The sequence below is a fragment of the Undibacterium hunanense genome (genome assembly GCF_014284335.1).
Classification (GTDB): Bacteria; Pseudomonadota; Gammaproteobacteria; order Burkholderiales; family Burkholderiaceae_D; genus Undibacterium; species Undibacterium hunanense.
In genome coordinates this window covers 84,037-100,428 of sequence record NZ_JACOGF010000005.1, presented here as the reverse complement: position 1 = coordinate 100,428, position 16,392 = coordinate 84,037, and the positions used below count along the sequence as shown (strand labels likewise).

Sequence of the window (16,392 nt, the reverse complement as noted above, 5' to 3'; positions counted from 1 at the left end):
GTAAATGGTGTTGTGTATGTTCAGGGGACCGGTGGCGGTGAGGTCGGCCATTTCGCTTTCTGTTTGTATTTGCAGTTTTGTTGGCTCGGTTTCTGAGCCAAGGCTCACGTGTATGACTGTATTTAGGCGTGGTGCTTCGTTTAGATGTCAAAGGACTGCCTGGCGGACACTGGCTTCTATGTCTATAGTTTGGCTGTTGTCCGCGTTTACTTCGTTGGCTTTTTCCCGGATATGTTGACGGTGTTGCGGCCAGTGATATCGCAGACGATCTGCTGGCCGACTTTGCCGTGTATGGTTGCACCACCGCTTGCCTGTGGGGCGCTCATGCCGCTGATCATTACTAGAACGCCTGCCTTGCCTCGCGCATCCAAACTGCGAAATATAGTTTCGCACAACGGTTGGAAATTTCTCCAACCAGCCATTGCGCAATGCACCTGCAACAATCACGCTAGTGCCTGATTTCTCTACGAGACTTCGCGGTCAAATCTTTGGTGGCACACTGTACCCACCTACAACTGCGGCACATTGCCCTTGGCTTTGTCTTGCTCGGCGCGTCGCTTCGCTTCGACGCCCGCAGCCTTGGCGTTGACAGCGTCAAGATCATGTACCAACCACGGGGCCGCCATGGAGACGGCGTAACTTTCGACCAAGCCCGACTTAGGGGCCGGGTACGCCGACACCATAATATTTAGTGCACAGTTGGGCGAAGGATGGAGCAACATCGCATTCACTACCGGGGCGCCGGGTATCAAATCTCCCTGGCATGGACTGTCGGTATTTGGCCCCTTGTCCTTCATGCTGAGTTTGCCGTTCATGTCATAGCGCCACTGCGCTATCCCGAGAAAATCCGGACGCGTCGAGTTGTCGATTCCCTGTGCATCGAATTTCGCTGCGACCGAGCGCTGCAGTACGTCCGCTGGAATCGCTTTGTCTGATGGCAGGCTTGTAAAGGCGCGCAATACCATGAAGACGGTCCCCGCCTCGTTGTACAACAGAACGAACTTTTCTACGCTGCCGTAAGAGTTGCCAGGCCAGGTGGTTCGCACATCGGCCTCGACACCGTTGAAACTAGAACTCATCCACGTCAGATCGGTATTTTTGAACTTGAAATTCGGATTGGCCTTGAGCGCAAGCCGACGTGCCTCATCGATGTGCATGCCAATCTTGATGCCGGCAATATCTGGCAATTTCAGCTTGGCGAGGACCGCGCTGACTTCGGTCGAATCGGGTCCTTCCGAGCTATTACGCGAAGGACGGTTACTCCTGCCCGCTGCGTTGCTGGATGGGGTCGACTTTCCTGAATCTGCCGTGTTGCCACTTGCTGGTGTGGCAGCGGGCGTTTGATTCTGGGTTGCGATGTTGTCTTTGATGATCTTCTTCAGGTCAATCCGTGGACTAGCATGGGCAGCCAGCGGTGCCGCGAATGTCAATACTGATATGAGCGTTGATACAACGTACTTCATGTGTGCTCCGTCAAAAGGAAGTTGGGAGGGGCAGTCACCGCGCAAACGGCGAACGCGCCCCTCGCATTGAAACATGAACTTAATTTAATTTCAATATTACTGCCGTATATCACTTTCTATGATTGAACTAAATTGCCCCTGACTGGACGTGAAGCGTACGAGGCCATTACCTTGCACGACAAGCTCGCTCCTAAAAAAATCGTTGAAAACGGAACCAATCTTCCCTTGGTAATCAACAAGCAAACATTACCTATCTGCGCAGCGAATAGGTAGACATGTGCAGCGTTATCGGATATTTTGAATCCATGCCTTAGGTGTAAAGCCTGAAGTGCGTGAGAATGTTCATGAAGCCATACCCATTCGCCAACACGTCCATCTACATGCCAATAGAGTTAAGCATTTATTTAATCGCCTGGATACTCTATTGCATAGTCTGCGTTACGCTGTATTTATCTGACCGGGCTTCATTCCCGTTGCGAGCTTATCGTGATTTTTTGTTTATTCCGTGGAAGCTAATCACCTTCAGCATAGCCGCCATCGGTATCACGCTGGTTGCGCCTTATACAGGTGACCCGACCTGGGATTATATCGATGCAGCCCTGATGGCCACGCTGACCTTTCTGACTGCGCCATGGGCTATTGGGACGGTTTATCTGGCTTTGCGCGGCAAGGCAAGGGGCAGGCACATTCTGCTTGCACTGGGTATGTGGATGTTTTCGGCGAGCTGGTGTTATGACTTGTATCTGCTGCTGCGCGATGGGGTTTATCCATTGACCTGGGAGGCAAATATTTATGCTTCATCAGTCTTGTATGTCAGCGCAGGCCTGTTCTGGAATCTTGAATACAAGGCTGGCAGAGGTGTGACATTTTCTTTCCTTGAAACCGGATTTCCATTGAGGCCGCAACAAACGGGTTTTACAAAAATCGTCTGGTTTGGCCTACCCTTCATGCTTCTGGCCATTTGTTGTATTGCTTATTTTCTTATCTGAGGTCTGAATAAATTGACCATAGAAAAGCAATAGACCACCTCACAGTGGCCTATTGCTTTCAACTCAGATCCACAGCATCAGTGCAAATCAATTCAACTTAACCACGCACAAACCTGCTATCCACGGCGAAGGCAGTGTTTGAATTGCCGATCGCCTGGATGAAGAACAATTCGCCATTGCGTAGCATGAATGCGCCCTGGACGCTACCGGATGAGACTTCTATTGTCCGGGTAATTGTCGTGTCCTTGAAAACAAATTTCCAGGTGGTTTTGCCATTGACTACGGAAGATGACACGGCACTGCCAACAAAGTTGACAACAGCACCATTCGCGGTAGCATTGACGACATCAACAGAAGAAGCGACGGTTTCGCCAGTCAGCATTTTGACGGTGGCATTGGCTTCTGTCCTGACATGCTGCGCTACCAGAATTGGCGAGGTATAGGTGCCCGTTGCGACAATAGCCCCTGTGCAATTGAGGTTTTCATAGTATTCAATTTTTTGCGCCATGGACAGTGCAGAACCGCCACTGGTGGCGGTGATGGTAGTGGTCTCGATTTCATGGTTCTGGCAGCCCTGATTCCAGATGCCTGCGTACTTGCTCAAAGGGCCGCTACTGGTGTCAACAGGTGCCACTGTTGCAGGTGCACTACCACCAGAACCACCACCACAAGCTGCCAGCAGCATCGCTGTCACTACGCTCAAACCGAGCAGTTTAATTTCTTTCATATTGCTTCACTCATTAGTATAAAAATAACCCGTTCGCATTATGACAACTTTTTACTGAAATTGTTACAAATAATCCATGCTGGGCTTAATTTATCTAGCCGAATGAGCCTGCACTGCCATCAAACCTGCGGACTGAGATTCACATGCATCGTACAAGCCGTTTCGGGCAGCACTAATTGAAATTGCTAAAAATACACATTTCAGACAATTTAGGCTGAGTACAGATAAAAAAGACTTAAAATATTTGAAGCTGTTCAGACAGCGGAATGACACAAAAAGCCAACATGCTAAAGCCCATTGCTTGATGCGCTTTTTGCTTTTTAGCGAAACGTGGGCAATCGGACGCAGAAGTGTACTCAACCAAAGCAAAGGACATATCATGAAATTAACTGTATCCCAAATGCTGCAACTGATAGACAAACCTGGCTTGGGCGAAGTTTTCGCCTCTGCTGTTTTTACCAGTCTCAATGACCCTGAATATGTTTTGACACAGAGCGACGTGGATGCTGTTGCAAAAAGGCTCAATGAAAATTTCAAGGCCATACCAGAGATAGGCGCAGTCGTTTTGTTTGGGGAAATTCAGACACGGGATAACTGGCTGAATGCGCGAAAAGCAATCGACAGAATTGGCGACGATTTAAGATTGTTAGTCAGAACCGTAAAACTCGATATACCGTCTGACTTGAGAAGTCATGAGTAAAGAACATCCACATGTGACGCAGCTTCATCAGATGTAGCGAATTCAGATTCTATGGGAGAAAGCACCGTAGTCATGTGTGACATCAACATCATTTTCGCTTTGTCTCATAGAGATGCTATAACAGCAATTTTTTGATTGAGTTAGCCTCAGCCTAAACCTTAAAGACATTAAAACGAGTAGGGCAGAATTTGTTGCAAACGCAGAGGCATAACCAGCGCAAACCACCACTTCCGACTGAGTGCCAGCAAACAAGACCTGGATAGCTTGGGCAATTTCTGTCAGCAAACCCGAATTGCTCAATAAAATCTAATGAGCAAAAAACTGCAAAATATTGCAAGCTGGCAATCATTTCTTAATGACGTGCGCATTAACGCGTGATATAAGATTTTTACAGCCAGCAATGCGAAAAATGATGGTCAAGCCGTAGCTATCAATCACATTAGACGACGTAGCTTGGCTATAAAGCACTGATCGTTGCTTTTACCTTAATTTGCACCAAACCCTGATGATTCGCCATCCGTCTACACACAGGTTCACAAGACGCATACTTTTCAAGTCACGTGCGAGTGTTTCTGGTTGCTGTCATCCCTTTGGTTTAAACGATCATGGAAAGGCCACTACGGCAAAAATACATCGTACCTTGATTGACCATTTATGAATCATCCAACAACACTGAATAATGCGCCGACGTCAACACCCAGGAAGCTGTCTTTGACATGGCTGGCAATGGGATTTGTAGTTTTTGTGTGCATATCACTGATTTTCATAGATGGATGGCGTAGCTGGACGGCCAGACACAATCAATTGCACGAGACAGAAGTGTCCACGACCAACATGGCACGTGCGATAGCACAACATGCTGACGACACCATCAAAGCTGCGGATACTGCCTTACTGGGCATTGACGAACAAATCCAGGCAGATGGCACTGAACCGGCAGCACTGGAAAGATTGCATAATCTGCTGGTGCGCAAAACTGCCGAACTGCCTCAACTGAAGGGCCTGTTTGTCTATGATGAAAACGGTAACTGGTTGGTGAATTCACTGCCTTCCACACCTGCCAATATCAATAATGCCGACAGAGATTACTTCATCTATCACCGCACACATCAGGACAAAAACGCCTACATAGGGTCGCCGATACGCAGTCGTTCCAGTGGTATCTGGATCATGACTTTGTCACGCAGACTCAATCATGCTGATGGCAGTTTTGCTGGCGTTGCACTGGCAACGATAGACATTGATTATTTCAACCGGTTTTATGACAGTTTCAATATTGGCCAGGCAGGCGCTATCGTTCTGGTATCCAATAATGGAACCATGCTGACCCGACGGCCGCTATTGCCAGATTCCATCGGCAAAAATATGCAGTCAACGACCGTTTTTAAAGAAAGTGCATCCCATGCATCAGGAACGTTCACGGTCAAATCAGCGCAGGACGGTGTAAAGCGACTAAACGGCTTTCGACGCCTGGATAAATATCCTCTGTTTGTCTCTGCCGCCGTATCGGAAGATGAAGTCCTCGCCGACTGGTTGACAGATACATATCTGCATTCTGCGGGCGTTGGGCTGCTCGTCATTGCACTGGGTGCAATAGGTTTCTATCTGATTGGGCAAATGAAGTTGCGTCTCAACGCTGAAGCAGAAGTCATCAGGGCACGCGATGCCATGATCGTTCTGAATAAAACGCTGGAACGGCTGTCACTGCAGGATGCATTGACCGAACTGGCCAACCGGCGCAATTTCGATATCACCCTGGAAGAAGAATTCAGCCGTGCAATCCGTAATGCCAGTTCACTGGCATTGATCATGATTGATGTTGATCACTTTAAACAATACAACGATCTTTACGGCCACGCGGCAGGCGATGAATGTCTGCGCAAAATCAGTCAGGCGGTCAAATCCTGCCAGAATCGCGCTGGTGACCTGACGGCACGTTATGGCGGTGAAGAGCTGGCCGTTATTCTTCCAACGACTGATGTTGAAGGCGCCTTGTTGATAGCCGAAAGAATCCGCACCGCAATCCATAGCCTGGGCATTTCACATGCAGGCAATGAGGCCGGCATCGTCACAGTCAGCGCCGGGGTGGAAGCCATTATCCCCGTCAGGGATTTGAACAAGCCAGTAGAACTGATTGAAGCCGCAGACAATGCACTTTATGCTGCCAAAAAGAGCGGACGTGATCGTGTTTGCAGCAATTTCAATATGGTGGATGTGTAATGCAATTTATATTTACAGCTTATTCCCCGCCCTAACCCGCGCCGCCCACTCCCTATCAAAATCATCCTGACAATCCCGATCAAAAAACCGACAATGCCCGTTCACTTTCGCTCCCCGCTTCCCCCCACGCATTAGCTGGCAGTCCACAGGCTGATTAGCTGCGCGCAATCACCTGCCTGGTTGGAAATGTATGAACATCAGAGCTGACCGCAAGCCCGCACGTTGTATGCAAGCTGTTCCATGCCAGCGACTGAACCGGACGAGGAAGACTTAGGGCGCGGTGTGCGGTAGGAAAATCAGCATGTTTTTGCTGGCACGGTGCTTGTCAATGCATCGGAGGGCAAATGCCTTTGATGCTGCATTCCAGGCCGCCAGAGGTGACTTTGGATTTTTCGCTCTTTGATAGCTTGATGAGTTCTTCGCTAAGGTCGGAGAGAGTCTTGAAGTTTTTTTCCTGTGCACAAGACAAGCGGTTAATGGCGTCGCTGATGCTGCCGGTATCTAGTGCAATGGTGGGAGCAGGCTTCTTCAATAGATCGATCAGGCGTGTGTTAAGTTCATCTTGAATTTGAAAATTGCTTACCAGTTTGGCTTCCAGCGTGGGCAGGGCGACGTTGACCTGATGCTGTAAGGTGGTTTCAGTTTTTGCGCCTCCGTTGACATTGACGTCGATACTGGCAGGTGTGGCAACGGGTTTGAGAGTGATGGGCAGGGAGGCGCTGACGGAATCGATATCTAACTTGACTGGAATGTTGATGGGTTTGCCTTCACCGCCGACATGGACGTCTCTGTTGTTGCCACCAGTTCCCACCTTGCCACTTGTTGTCATGGATATGTTGAGTGGCTCAGTATGGATGGCCATGATGCCGCCCATTGTTGCGGGGCCGACAAACAAGGCGGTGGCAAGCAGGCCGGGCAAGGCGGATTTGTTCTTGTCTTTATCGTCGTTTTTGTTCCCCATCCAGTTTTTGAGCTTATCAATGATGTCATTGCTGTCATGGTGAATCAGGCCTTGCGATTCTATGATGGCGATAAGGATGAGTGCGGCGCACAGGATGATGATGGCATACAGTGCAGCCAAGCCAATTTTATAGACGAAGTTGCCAGCGCCACCCGGCGAGAGGAAGAAGCGTTCCAGCAATTTTGCGTTGCTTATTTCTTCGGCGTCTTTGCCAGCAGTCAGTTTATCCGCATAGCCAGAAAAATCAGGGTTGTCATACAGGCTTTTTTCACATTGTTTGAGCACTTCTGTGGTGACCCTGATATGTGAATTGTCGCTGCTGGTCTTGAGCTGGGCTTGCAGGTTCTTCTCCAGGGAGAGGCAAAGGATTTGCTTTTTTATGAGCAGATTTTTATCGTGGGCGCTGTTGTAGCGGCGTTCAGTGGAGGTGATGACATACAGCAAACTGATAGCGAGCAGTAGCACGATGAAAATGCTGCTAGTGGGTTTGCGTGATGGCGGTGTGGGTGCTTCCGCTGTGTCTGGTGCGTCAGTAGGCGGTTTTTTGCTGACGGAGCTGGTTGCAGTGCCTGCCTGCGTGACCTCGTCTGCTTCCGGGGTGCTGGCCATGTCTGTTTTTGGTGCTGTGGATGGCGTCTCTTCGTTTGCTGACATGCTTGCTCCTCTTGCTGATTTGCCTGTACGGGCGACATGCGGTCTTCGGCGACAAGTCTGATGTCTGCCTATGGATAGAATGGATGAGCTGATGCTCTGCTTGGTGGCAGTATGCGAGCAGCGGTGGTGCTATTCCGGTCTTTTATCCTCGGGTTTGTCAGCTGTATTTTTTTTGACGGCATCGGCGGCAAACAGGTTGACGGTGTACACCTTGTCGACATAGACGGCAAAGAAGTAAGTCGAGATGGCAAAAATGATGAGGCCGATCACGGGAGATTTGAGTTTGATGCCATCCCGGCTGATTTCCAGTGCACTTTCTATGTTGATGCCATCATGGCTGGCTTGCCTTGTATTCTGTTCCTTGCTGAAATCAAACTTGAGTGCGTTAGGACCCGGCGCACTGGCGACATTACTGCTGTTCATTTCTGTATTCTCTGCACGATTGCCAATCCTGAAGCTTTCCTTCATGTGTTTCCAGCTCATGAGCAGGCCGGTACTGATGATCATGAATACCATGATGCAGATAATCCAGCTTTGGTAATACTGTGCCCACAGTGCGGCTGCCTGGTGTTCGTTTTGTCGTTTGAATCTGTCTACGCTGGCTTGTTCATTTTCTACATAGATGGCTTCCAGTGAGATTTGCATGGCAGTCGAGACGATATTCTTTTTTTGCGCCAGACAGTCGCTATCGGCTTTGGCGCATCCGCTGAGGTCTACGGTGGCGGCCGGATTGACATAGCTGGTTTGTTCATGCGCTGCTGCCTGGCTGTTGCTGTGGAGGCAAATGAGGGTGAGCAGCAAAATTTGATATGGCTTCATGGGCTGGGTTCCTGGGATTTAATTTTTGGCGACTTCTTCTTTGCTCAGGCATTGGTAACTATCAATATGAAGGAAAACCTTGGGCGTTTTGCAGGTGTTGATGATCCTCAATAGTTTTGACAGTTGCGTGGCGCTGTCTGGCTGGCCGCTGCCACTGGACGAGGAAGCTGGTGTAGATATCGGTGTGATAGTCGGTGCGCTACCTGCCTTGGGCTTAGGGTCATTGAAGATGCTTGCATCAGGGCTCTTGTCCTTGCCGCCCAGGGATTTGATCACTATGTAATCTCCGCTCTGGACTTCACCCTGGATGATGTAGATGCGTTTTTTATCGCTATCAGACATCGCCTTGAATAACTCTCCCTGCGCGAGCTCGAATTTGCCTGTCGGTGCTTTAGTACTGCCTTCAAAGCCTTGCGAGAATGCCAGCCCGCCAAACATGAGCAAGGCGATGCCGCTGAGCAGTTTTATTGTGCTGGTGAATTGCATACTGTCCTCCGTGTTGTTGTTTGTGCTGATTTACGTGGTCGCCGGTGTGCTTATTTCGCATCCGCCTTAGGCTGCGAAAAAATCACCGGTACATCGCTTTGCCCAAACCGTATGCCGGTGTTGAGCAGGCTGCGTTTGCCGTCGCCGCTGACATAACCACGCTCGCTGATGCTGCCGATTAATAGCCACATGTTGTCGCTGAACTGGTATTCGGCGCCGTAACCCAGGCGGCGTATGTTTTGGGTGGCGACGCCTGCAGTATCGACGCGGGCGACGCCGCCATCGATGAAGGCATGCCATTTGCCGCGGCCCAGTTTGTAGCGGGCGACGATGTCGGTGCGGGTTTCAGTGCTGAATTTGTTGGCGTCCTTGGGGTCTTTGATGCGGTCATCCCATTTTTTGGCAGCATACAGTTGCAGCAGTTGTTTTTTGTCGTCGCCATTGCCCCAGCCTCGCGAGTAAGAGGTCCACAGCACTTTGGCACCGGGCAGGGCATCCTGTATCTGGCCGGTAGAGCCGGTGTACCAGGCTTTGGCAAAACCGGCATACCAGGCGGGCTGCTTCCAGCGGTCTTTATCGAGATCTTTATATTCTTTCAGGCTCTTATAGCATGTGTCGATATTTTTGGCGGTGATCTCATCCGGGCTGTTTGGGTCGGGAGTTGGCGTGCTGCCGGGTTCCTGTCGTTTGATCTCACCGGGGCTGACTGAGAAAGGATTCCTTTTGATCAGGTAGTCGGCGCAATTGTCCAGTCCTTTCCACAGCAGGCGCGGATCGCTGCCGTCTATCAAGCCTATGCGTATGGAGGCAGCCAGTTGGTTGCCGATTTTGGCGTCTTCTGACTTGGCTGTTGCCAGGCCGATGGAGGTGCGGGTAGCAGCCCGGTTGAACCAGTTGCTGTCATAGGTATAGGGCGCGCCACCAGTAATGAGGCCGGGTGCGAGCAAGGGCAGCGGGGCGAATTCTATGCCCATGCCTTCGTTGAGTTTGCCACTGGCATCGACACCGCGCGCGACTGCCATCAGCAAGTCGTGGGGGGTACTGGGGCGGTTGATGTCGGCAGCCGTGACACCAAGCAGGCTCAAGCCGGAAGAATCCATGATGGCATCTTCTTGCTTGATGAATTTGGGGATAGCTGCGCTGATGTCGTCAGCGGCTTTTGTGGTGTCGGTCTTAGCGGTCTTGTCGGTGCTGGCGTTGGCAACCGGGCTGGGGGCTGGGCTGGGAGCGGGGTTGCCAGCAGGCACAGTGGCTGGTGTGTTGGCATTGCTGCTTGTCACGGATTTAGATTTGACCCTGAGCAGAATTTCGCCATTAGCGAGAGGCATCTTTTCCAGTAGCTCGTATTTGTCGCTGCCGATGACCAGGTCCTGGGCGTGAGCCTGGGTCAAGCTGGTGAGCAGGGAGAAGGCAAGTATGCTTGCAGTGATGAGCTTTGGCGCGGTGCTGGGCATGGCGCTTCCTTAATTAAAATACAGGCCGTCATAGCCGACATGGGCAGCTACATCATTGGCACTCAGGGTGGTCTTGACATTGGCATCATGCAAGGGTGCACGACCAGCCTGGCTGACGCTGGTGACGACATCGACAGTGCTGCCGGCAACATTGCTGGTGATGAAGATGTTCCAGGAGACATAGCCGTCAGGTGAGCAGGCGGCTGGCGGGTCAAAGCTGTAGCTGGCGGTGCCAGTGGCTGCAGTGCTGAGTACAGAAAGCGCATCGACGGGCGTGCCTACGCTGATCAGGGTCTTTTTGTTGCTGTCGCATACCACCAGTTGCAATTGCGCCATGCCATTGCTGGCACTGAAATTGATAGTGACCCTGCCTGTGGGATTCAAATTATTGTTTTGATCAAATAAATAGCGATTGTCCTGAACAAATTTGGCAAGCATGGTAGATCTCCTGGAATGGTTGTGAAAAGAGATGTGAGATTAGTTTTTTTATAATGCTTAATAGGCTAGCATTTTAAATAATTTTAGTAATTAAAAAATCAAGCTATTTTGCAAATTGTTGCAAATTTGCTTAACTCTATTTGCTATGAGGAAAAGGCTTGGGTAGTTCGGGTATTGGCGCTTCTATTTGCTTTGCGGCAAAAGGTGATGGATTGCTGATCGGGGCATTCGAGAGTAACTGTGGTGGAGGTGTTCGTTGAAAAGAGGCGATACGGCTGGCCTGGGGTGTGAGGTCGCGGCAATTTGTAGACATGGGCAATATGAATAGCCCCGCGCTGTCATTCCCGAGACGTTTTTGATCGGGACCAGGATGGCGCGTCCCGATCTCACATGCACGCAAGCTGGCGTGCTGCTGATCGGCTCGCTTATTTCATGATCCCCACCTTCTTCAAATCAGCGTTGATATGGGCGCTGGCTTTGTCGAGGATTTCTGGCTTCTTTCTGAATGCGACGAATTGGGCTATCCAGCAGGTGATGAGCCATTGTTTGCTCAGGTAATGCTGGATCAAACGGTCAACCACGTTGTCGAGGCGGCGTTTGGTATGTGGATGTTTTCGGCGAGCTGGTGTTACGACTTGTACCTGTTGCTGCGGGATGGGGTTTATCCACTGACCTGGGAAGCAAATATTTATGCTCCATCGGTCATGTATTTCTTTCATTTTGCTTCGCTCATTAGTATAAAAATGACCCGTTTTCATTATGGCAACTTTGTATTGATATTTTTACAATTAATCAACACCGGGCTTAATTTATTTGCCTGAATGAGTCAGTACTGCCATCAAACCTGCGCGCTGGAATCCACATGCGTTGTGCAAGCCGTCTCGCTTAGTCATTATTAATGTTGCTGAAAATATACATATGGCGCAACTTAGACGGCATCCTGCCAAAAAAGACTTAAAATATAGGCATGATAAAAATATAATTAAAAATCATCTCTATCTCCCCGAATTCCCCGCGTTTTTCCACTTAGGGATCTGTCATGAAACTTCCAAAAATCAAGCTGAAAATATGGCACGGCTTCCTGTTGCTCATTCTGCTTTTCATCATTCCGCCGCTTTTCATCATGCTGGCGCAGATATGGGAAGTGTCTGACAGTGATCCGGATCGCGGGGCCATCACGGTCAGGCAGGATGTGTTTGGTGACAGTGCTGGCAAGATCGTCTATCTTGATCAAAACTGGAAGCCTGAGCAAAGTCTGTGGTTTTACACCACGACCCAGGGTTCCAATTTGCTGCCTTATGATTTCTTTCTGGTGCTGGAACAGGCTGGCAAGCCTGAACTGTTTCGCAGTGATGAAAACATCAATCGCTACCGCTATCTGCCGCAGAAAAAAACATCCAGCAATCCTGATGCCTTGCCTGTGGGTTTTGTCAAAGACAATTACCTGAGTAAAAATTATGTAGGCTTTACCTGTGCTGCCTGCCATACCGGGCAAATCAATTTCAAAGGTACAGGCATGCGTATCGATGGCGGCCCCGCCAGTGCAGACATGGCAGGTTTCCTGAAAGGCCTGACCGATGCGATGGTGGCAGTCAGGGATAAGCCGGACGTGCAAAAACGCTTTGTCCAGGCTGTCATCAAACTCGGCGCATACAGCAATGAAGCAGATGTGATTACCGACATCAAGACGTACACCCTGCGCCTGACCAGCTATAACATCATCAACCACAGTCCGGTCGATTATGGTTATGCCAGGCTGGACGCCTTTGGCCGCATCTATAACCGCACGCTGGAACATTTGCTGAACCGTCAGCAAATCGAAGAAGTGCTGGGCAATATTCTGACCGAGGATGAAGTGAAAACGGCACTGGCGGGTATAGGCCAGGACATCAGTTCTGCCGACCGCGACAAGATCATAGAAAGAGTTGCGACCTCAGCCAAGAACATCGTCAAACTCAGGCAGGAATTATTTATCAAGGCGGATGCGCCAGTCAGTTACCCATTCTTGTGGGATATTGCCCAGCATGACTATGTGCAATGGAATGGCCTTGGTGCCAATGGCGGTCTGGGCCCACTGGGACGTAATACGGGTGAAGTGATAGGCGTGTTTGGCTCGCTGGACTGGCATGAGAGCAAGCGCTTCTCTGTCACCTCATTGATTTCTGGTCAGGGCTGGACCAAGAAGGTCATAGAATTTGACAGCTCCATCAATACCCAGAACCTGCGCCGCATAGAAAACCAGTTGACTGAATTGCAGTCACCACTGTGGCCGCAAGAAATTCTGGGCAAACTGGATCAGACCCGCATCAAACGCGGTGAAAAACTGTTTGCCAATTATTGTGTCAGTTGCCATGCAGAGATAGACCGCAGCTCGTCGCAAAGACGGGTGGTGGCCCATATGTCCAAGCTGGAAGAAGTCGGCACCGACCCCACCATGGCAAACAACAGTATCAAATATGAAGGTTATTCAGGCATCTTGCGCAATCAATACGTAGGTGCAGGCGTAGGTGATGTATTGCTGGATAAAAAAGCTCCGATTGCCGCTTTGCTGACCAAGGCAACCCTGGGCGTGGTGACAACTCCAGATGCGGACAAAAGCTTCATACGTCGCTGGTCAGAATGGCTGTTCAATATCATCAAGGCTTTTTTCAGCAATGAAATCAAGGATTCGAACAAGCATGGCAATTACAATCCTGACACAACGATGACGCCCTATTCTTCTTTGCAGGCCTACAAGGGGCGCTCACTGAACGGTATCTGGGCAACAGGGCCGTATCTGCACAATGGATCGGTACCGACTTTGTATGATTTGCTGCTGCCAGCAACCTGCCCTTCGGATCAAAAAGATGCTGAATGCCGCCCTGAAAAGTTCCTGGTTGGCTCGCGTGAATTTGATGTCGAAAAAGTTGGACTGAAGAGCACGGGTTATGACGGTTTTACCTTCGATACCAGATTGAATGGCAATCGCAATACAGGGCATGAATATGGTACCAAACCAGCAAAAGAGCCGGGCGACTTGCCTGTGCTGACGAAAGAACAGAGGCTGGATTTGCTGGAGTATTTAAAGAATCAGTGATTGCCTTAATTGTCTTAATTGTCTTAATTGTCTTGCTTATTCTTGAAGGGGGCCGGTCGTTGATCCCGCGATCAGCACCGGCTGCCACAGCACCTGCAAATCCGCGGCGGGTGTGCCATTCATCAGCGCCAGCAACATTTCACTCATCCTGAACCCTGCGGCTCTTGGATCAGGCTGGTCTATGGTGGTGACCTGGTCACCGACCAGGGTGTCTTCCATATTGCCCCAGACGATGACAGAGATATCACGGCCTATGGCAATGCCGGCATCCATCAGGGCGCGCATGGCGCCAACGCCGGAGAGATGGTTATCGACGATGATGGCACTGGGCCGGGGCGTGCAGTTCAATAGCTGCTGTACTGCCAGGTGGCCACTGCGTCTGTCGAGCGCATCCTGTATCAGGTAACGGGTATCAATATCCAGGCCGGCACTGCTCATGGCTTCAACAAAACTGGTACGTCTCTGGCGGGCGAAATTTAATTCCAGCGGCGCACTGATGAGGCTGATACGCTGGTGACCAAGCGCCAGCAAGTGTTGCACTGCCAGGCGTATGCCATTTGCATTGTCATAGTCAAACCAGGCATAGGGTTTGTCGGTCTGCGTGCGACCATGGGCTATGAAGGGGAAACCCTGCCTGGACAAATAAGCGATACGCGGATCTTGCACCATGGTGCGGCTGACGATCAGGCCGTCGACGCGGCGGCCTTTCACCATTTGCTCATACGAGGGCAATTCATTACCGGGCGAGACCGGCGCAATCATCAGGTTCATCTTGCGTGCTTCCAGCGCTTCGGCCATGCCACCGACCACCCCAAGGAACATCGGGTCACCCAGATCAGATGGCAGCAAGGGGTAGATCAGGCCAAACACATTGGTGCGCCCCACAGCCAGGCTGCGTGCCATGGGGTTGGCTTCATAGCCATGCTTTTCTGCCGCCGCCACTACTTTTTTGCGCGTCTGCTCGCCGACTTCAGGGTAACCGTTCAAGGCACGGCTGACCGTGGTCTTGGACATACCCAGGCTGGCAGCAAGCTCCTTTAAAGTAATCGACATAGGGTAAATAGCAAAGATGAACAGAAGCTGGGATTATATACTTGTGCAGAGTAGCCAAGTTCATCCATGGCCATCTCAGTCCAGCCGCGCAATCGCACGCTTGAAGAAAAACAGGGTCAGCAAAATCACGCTGAGTGGCAACAGCGACAGGTAAAACGCCGTCTGCCCGTTCATTGCACCAAACACATAACCCGTAATCATGGAGCCGCTGGTACCACCCAAAGCAGAAAACAGAACCAGCAAACCCGTCATGGCGGCATGCTGATTGGTCGGCAGGGAACTCAGCATGACAGAATTAATGCCGGGATAAATCGGCGCCATGAACAGGCCAATCAAAGGGAAGATGAACGCCGCCAGCGGTGCATTGCTCCAGCGCAGATCAGGGTTGGCGACGATGTTATGGGTCAGTGGCAGGGTCAGCAGAACCAGCGCCGCCATGCTGATCAGACAGATGTTCAACACCAGATACCAGTTGAGCTTGCGCATGACGGCACCGGCTCCCAGCCTGCCTATGGCCAGGCAGGCTGCAAAGATGCTGGTGGCTTGCACGCTCATGTTCACGGGCATCTTGAGGATTTCATTATTGAAGGTTGGCAGCCAGGTGCCTATGCCCTGCTCCAGCAGTACGTATAAAAAAGCCGAGATGATATAAACACAGACGAGGGGACGCGCCATCAGTTTAAGCATATCGGCAAAATCGGTAAGCAGGCTGCTGTGACTGACTGTCAGCCTGGCTTCAAATTCTGTAAAGCTGGTGGTCGCAACCAGCAAAAAGGTTAGCGCACACAATGCCGCCAGCAACCAGTAGACATGCAGCCAGACTGGCGAAGCCGGATTGTCGGCGTCAATGAAATAACCAAATATCCAGTAACCGCTGAGCACGCCAACCATGAAAAAGCCTTCCAGCGTATTCATCAGACTGGCATGCTGTTTACGGTCGCTGCTGATCAAACCTATGGTTGCATACACGGACACCTTGATAAGGGCAAAGGCGACACCCACACTGAGAAACAAGAGCTTGGTCATCAAAAAGCCAGGCAGCAAAGGCATGATCGCCGTGCTGGCCGTGACTATCGCCATGCCAGTCAGCATCGCATATTTATAACCCAGGCGCGGCAGAAAAGACGCGACACAAAACGAGACGATGCTGATGGGAATATCCTTGAATGCCTCCAGCACACTGGCAGCAGATTTGCTGACGCCATAAGTCTTGATGACTTGCAGTATCACCGTGCCCACGCTGTTGAGCAGGATGGCGAATACAAAATACAGCAGGAATAGCGCAAAAATAATGCGCCGCCTGCTGGCTGCGTGCTGAGCCTGATTGGTCATGTTGTCTCCTGCCTTTTTTA

14 protein-coding genes are annotated in these 16,392 nt (G+C 50.6%); 5 read left to right on the top strand and 9 right to left on the bottom strand.

What is annotated here, in order from left to right; translation table 11 throughout:
• Positions 1–509: 509 nt before the first annotated feature.
• On the bottom strand, positions 510–1,463 hold the full coding sequence (locus tag H8L32_RS11550; protein ID WP_186947388.1) for a hypothetical protein: 954 nt from the start codon (positions 1,461–1,463) through the stop codon (positions 510–512).
• 344 nt (positions 1,464–1,807) lie between these two features.
• Here H8L32_RS11550 and H8L32_RS11545 point away from each other — a divergent pair, with 344 nt between their 5' ends.
• Positions 1,808–2,452 (top strand): hypothetical protein, encoded by a 645-nt coding sequence (locus tag H8L32_RS11545; RefSeq protein WP_186947387.1) that lies wholly within the window; start codon positions 1,808–1,810, stop codon positions 2,450–2,452.
• A gap of 97 nt (positions 2,453–2,549) precedes the next feature.
• Here the strand turns inward: H8L32_RS11545 and H8L32_RS11540 are convergent, their stop codons facing one another.
• Entirely contained in the window at positions 2,550–3,179 is a 630-nt protein-coding gene (locus H8L32_RS11540; RefSeq protein WP_186947386.1) for a hypothetical protein, read from the bottom strand.
• Positions 3,180–3,558: 379 nt separating this feature from the next.
• Here H8L32_RS11540 and H8L32_RS11535 point away from each other — a divergent pair, with 379 nt between their 5' ends.
• Complete coding sequence (locus tag H8L32_RS11535) at positions 3,559–3,879, top strand: hypothetical protein (RefSeq protein WP_186947385.1); 321 nt, start codon at positions 3,559–3,561, stop codon at positions 3,877–3,879.
• 819 nt (positions 3,880–4,698) lie between these two features.
• The gene (locus H8L32_RS11530) at positions 4,699–6,099 is read left to right on the top strand and encodes a sensor domain-containing diguanylate cyclase (protein ID WP_329605181.1); all 1,401 of its coding nucleotides are present in this window, start codon (positions 4,699–4,701) and stop codon (positions 6,097–6,099) included.
• A gap of 325 nt (positions 6,100–6,424) precedes the next feature.
• On the opposite strand, the gene H8L32_RS11525 is transcribed toward H8L32_RS11530, so the two are convergent.
• The 5 genes from H8L32_RS11525 to H8L32_RS11505 form a co-directional block, all read right to left on the bottom strand.
• Complete coding sequence (locus tag H8L32_RS11525) at positions 6,425–7,714, bottom strand: hypothetical protein (RefSeq protein WP_186947383.1); 1,290 nt, start codon at positions 7,712–7,714, stop codon at positions 6,425–6,427.
• Between the two features lie 129 nt (positions 7,715–7,843).
• Positions 7,844–8,533 (bottom strand): hypothetical protein, encoded by a 690-nt coding sequence (locus tag H8L32_RS11520; protein WP_186947382.1) that lies wholly within the window; start codon positions 8,531–8,533, stop codon positions 7,844–7,846.
• An 18-nt stretch (positions 8,534–8,551) separates the two neighbouring features.
• Positions 8,552–9,019 (bottom strand): hypothetical protein, encoded by a 468-nt coding sequence (locus H8L32_RS11515; protein ID WP_186947381.1) that lies wholly within the window; start codon positions 9,017–9,019, stop codon positions 8,552–8,554.
• A 50-nt stretch (positions 9,020–9,069) separates the two neighbouring features.
• Entirely contained in the window at positions 9,070–10,473 is a 1,404-nt protein-coding gene (locus H8L32_RS11510) for a hypothetical protein (protein WP_186947380.1), read from the bottom strand.
• Positions 10,474–10,482: 9 nt separating this feature from the next.
• Positions 10,483–10,911: a hypothetical protein gene (locus H8L32_RS11505; RefSeq protein WP_186947379.1), complete on the bottom strand. Its 429-nt coding sequence runs from the start codon at positions 10,909–10,911 to the stop codon at positions 10,483–10,485.
• A gap of 464 nt (positions 10,912–11,375) precedes the next feature.
• Between H8L32_RS11505 and H8L32_RS11500 the strand changes: the two genes are divergently transcribed.
• Together H8L32_RS11500 and H8L32_RS27970 are read left to right on the top strand one after the other, a co-directional pair.
• Positions 11,376–11,732 (top strand): hypothetical protein, encoded by a 357-nt coding sequence (locus tag H8L32_RS11500; RefSeq protein ID WP_186947378.1) that lies wholly within the window; start codon positions 11,376–11,378, stop codon positions 11,730–11,732.
• A gap of 218 nt (positions 11,733–11,950) precedes the next feature.
• Positions 11,951–13,987, top strand: coding sequence for a di-heme-cytochrome C peroxidase (locus H8L32_RS27970; protein WP_186947377.1), 2,037 nt, complete (start codon positions 11,951–11,953; stop codon positions 13,985–13,987).
• Between the two features lie 36 nt (positions 13,988–14,023).
• On the opposite strand, the gene H8L32_RS11490 is transcribed toward H8L32_RS27970, so the two are convergent.
• Together H8L32_RS11490 and H8L32_RS11485 are read right to left on the bottom strand one after the other, a co-directional pair.
• Complete coding sequence (locus H8L32_RS11490) at positions 14,024–15,034, bottom strand: substrate-binding domain-containing protein (RefSeq protein WP_186947610.1); 1,011 nt, start codon at positions 15,032–15,034, stop codon at positions 14,024–14,026.
• A gap of 81 nt (positions 15,035–15,115) precedes the next feature.
• Positions 15,116–16,372 carry an MFS transporter gene (locus H8L32_RS11485; RefSeq protein ID WP_186947376.1) on the bottom strand — a complete coding sequence of 419 codons (1,257 nt, stop codon included), beginning with the start codon at positions 16,370–16,372 and terminating at the stop codon, positions 15,116–15,118.
• Positions 16,373–16,392 lie beyond the last annotated feature (20 nt).

Excerpts from the sequence above, each read along its gene's own strand:
- H8L32_RS11550 (WP_186947388.1), bottom strand. The coding sequence starts at position 1,463 with ATGAAGTACGTTGTATCAACGCTCATATCAGTATTGACATTCGCGGCA.
- H8L32_RS11485 (WP_186947376.1), bottom strand. The coding sequence starts at position 16,372 with ATGACCAATCAGGCTCAGCACGCAGCCAGCAGGCGGCGCATTATTTTT.
- H8L32_RS11515 (WP_186947381.1), bottom strand. The coding sequence starts at position 9,019 with ATGCAATTCACCAGCACAATAAAACTGCTCAGCGGCATCGCCTTGCTC.
- H8L32_RS11535 (WP_186947385.1), top strand. The coding sequence starts at position 3,559 with ATGAAATTAACTGTATCCCAAATGCTGCAACTGATAGACAAACCTGGC.
- H8L32_RS11500 (WP_186947378.1), top strand. The coding sequence starts at position 11,376 with ATGGGCGCTGGCTTTGTCGAGGATTTCTGGCTTCTTTCTGAATGCGAC.
- H8L32_RS27970 (WP_186947377.1), top strand. The coding sequence starts at position 11,951 with ATGAAACTTCCAAAAATCAAGCTGAAAATATGGCACGGCTTCCTGTTG.
- H8L32_RS11545 (WP_186947387.1), top strand. The coding sequence starts at position 1,808 with ATGAAGCCATACCCATTCGCCAACACGTCCATCTACATGCCAATAGAG.
- H8L32_RS11525 (WP_186947383.1), bottom strand. The coding sequence starts at position 7,714 with ATGTCAGCAAACGAAGAGACGCCATCCACAGCACCAAAAACAGACATG.
- H8L32_RS11540 (WP_186947386.1), bottom strand. The coding sequence starts at position 3,179 with ATGAAAGAAATTAAACTGCTCGGTTTGAGCGTAGTGACAGCGATGCTG.
- H8L32_RS11510 (WP_186947380.1), bottom strand. The coding sequence starts at position 10,473 with ATGCCCAGCACCGCGCCAAAGCTCATCACTGCAAGCATACTTGCCTTC.
- H8L32_RS11505 (WP_186947379.1), bottom strand. The coding sequence starts at position 10,911 with ATGCTTGCCAAATTTGTTCAGGACAATCGCTATTTATTTGATCAAAAC.
- H8L32_RS11520 (WP_186947382.1), bottom strand. The coding sequence starts at position 8,533 with ATGAAGCCATATCAAATTTTGCTGCTCACCCTCATTTGCCTCCACAGC.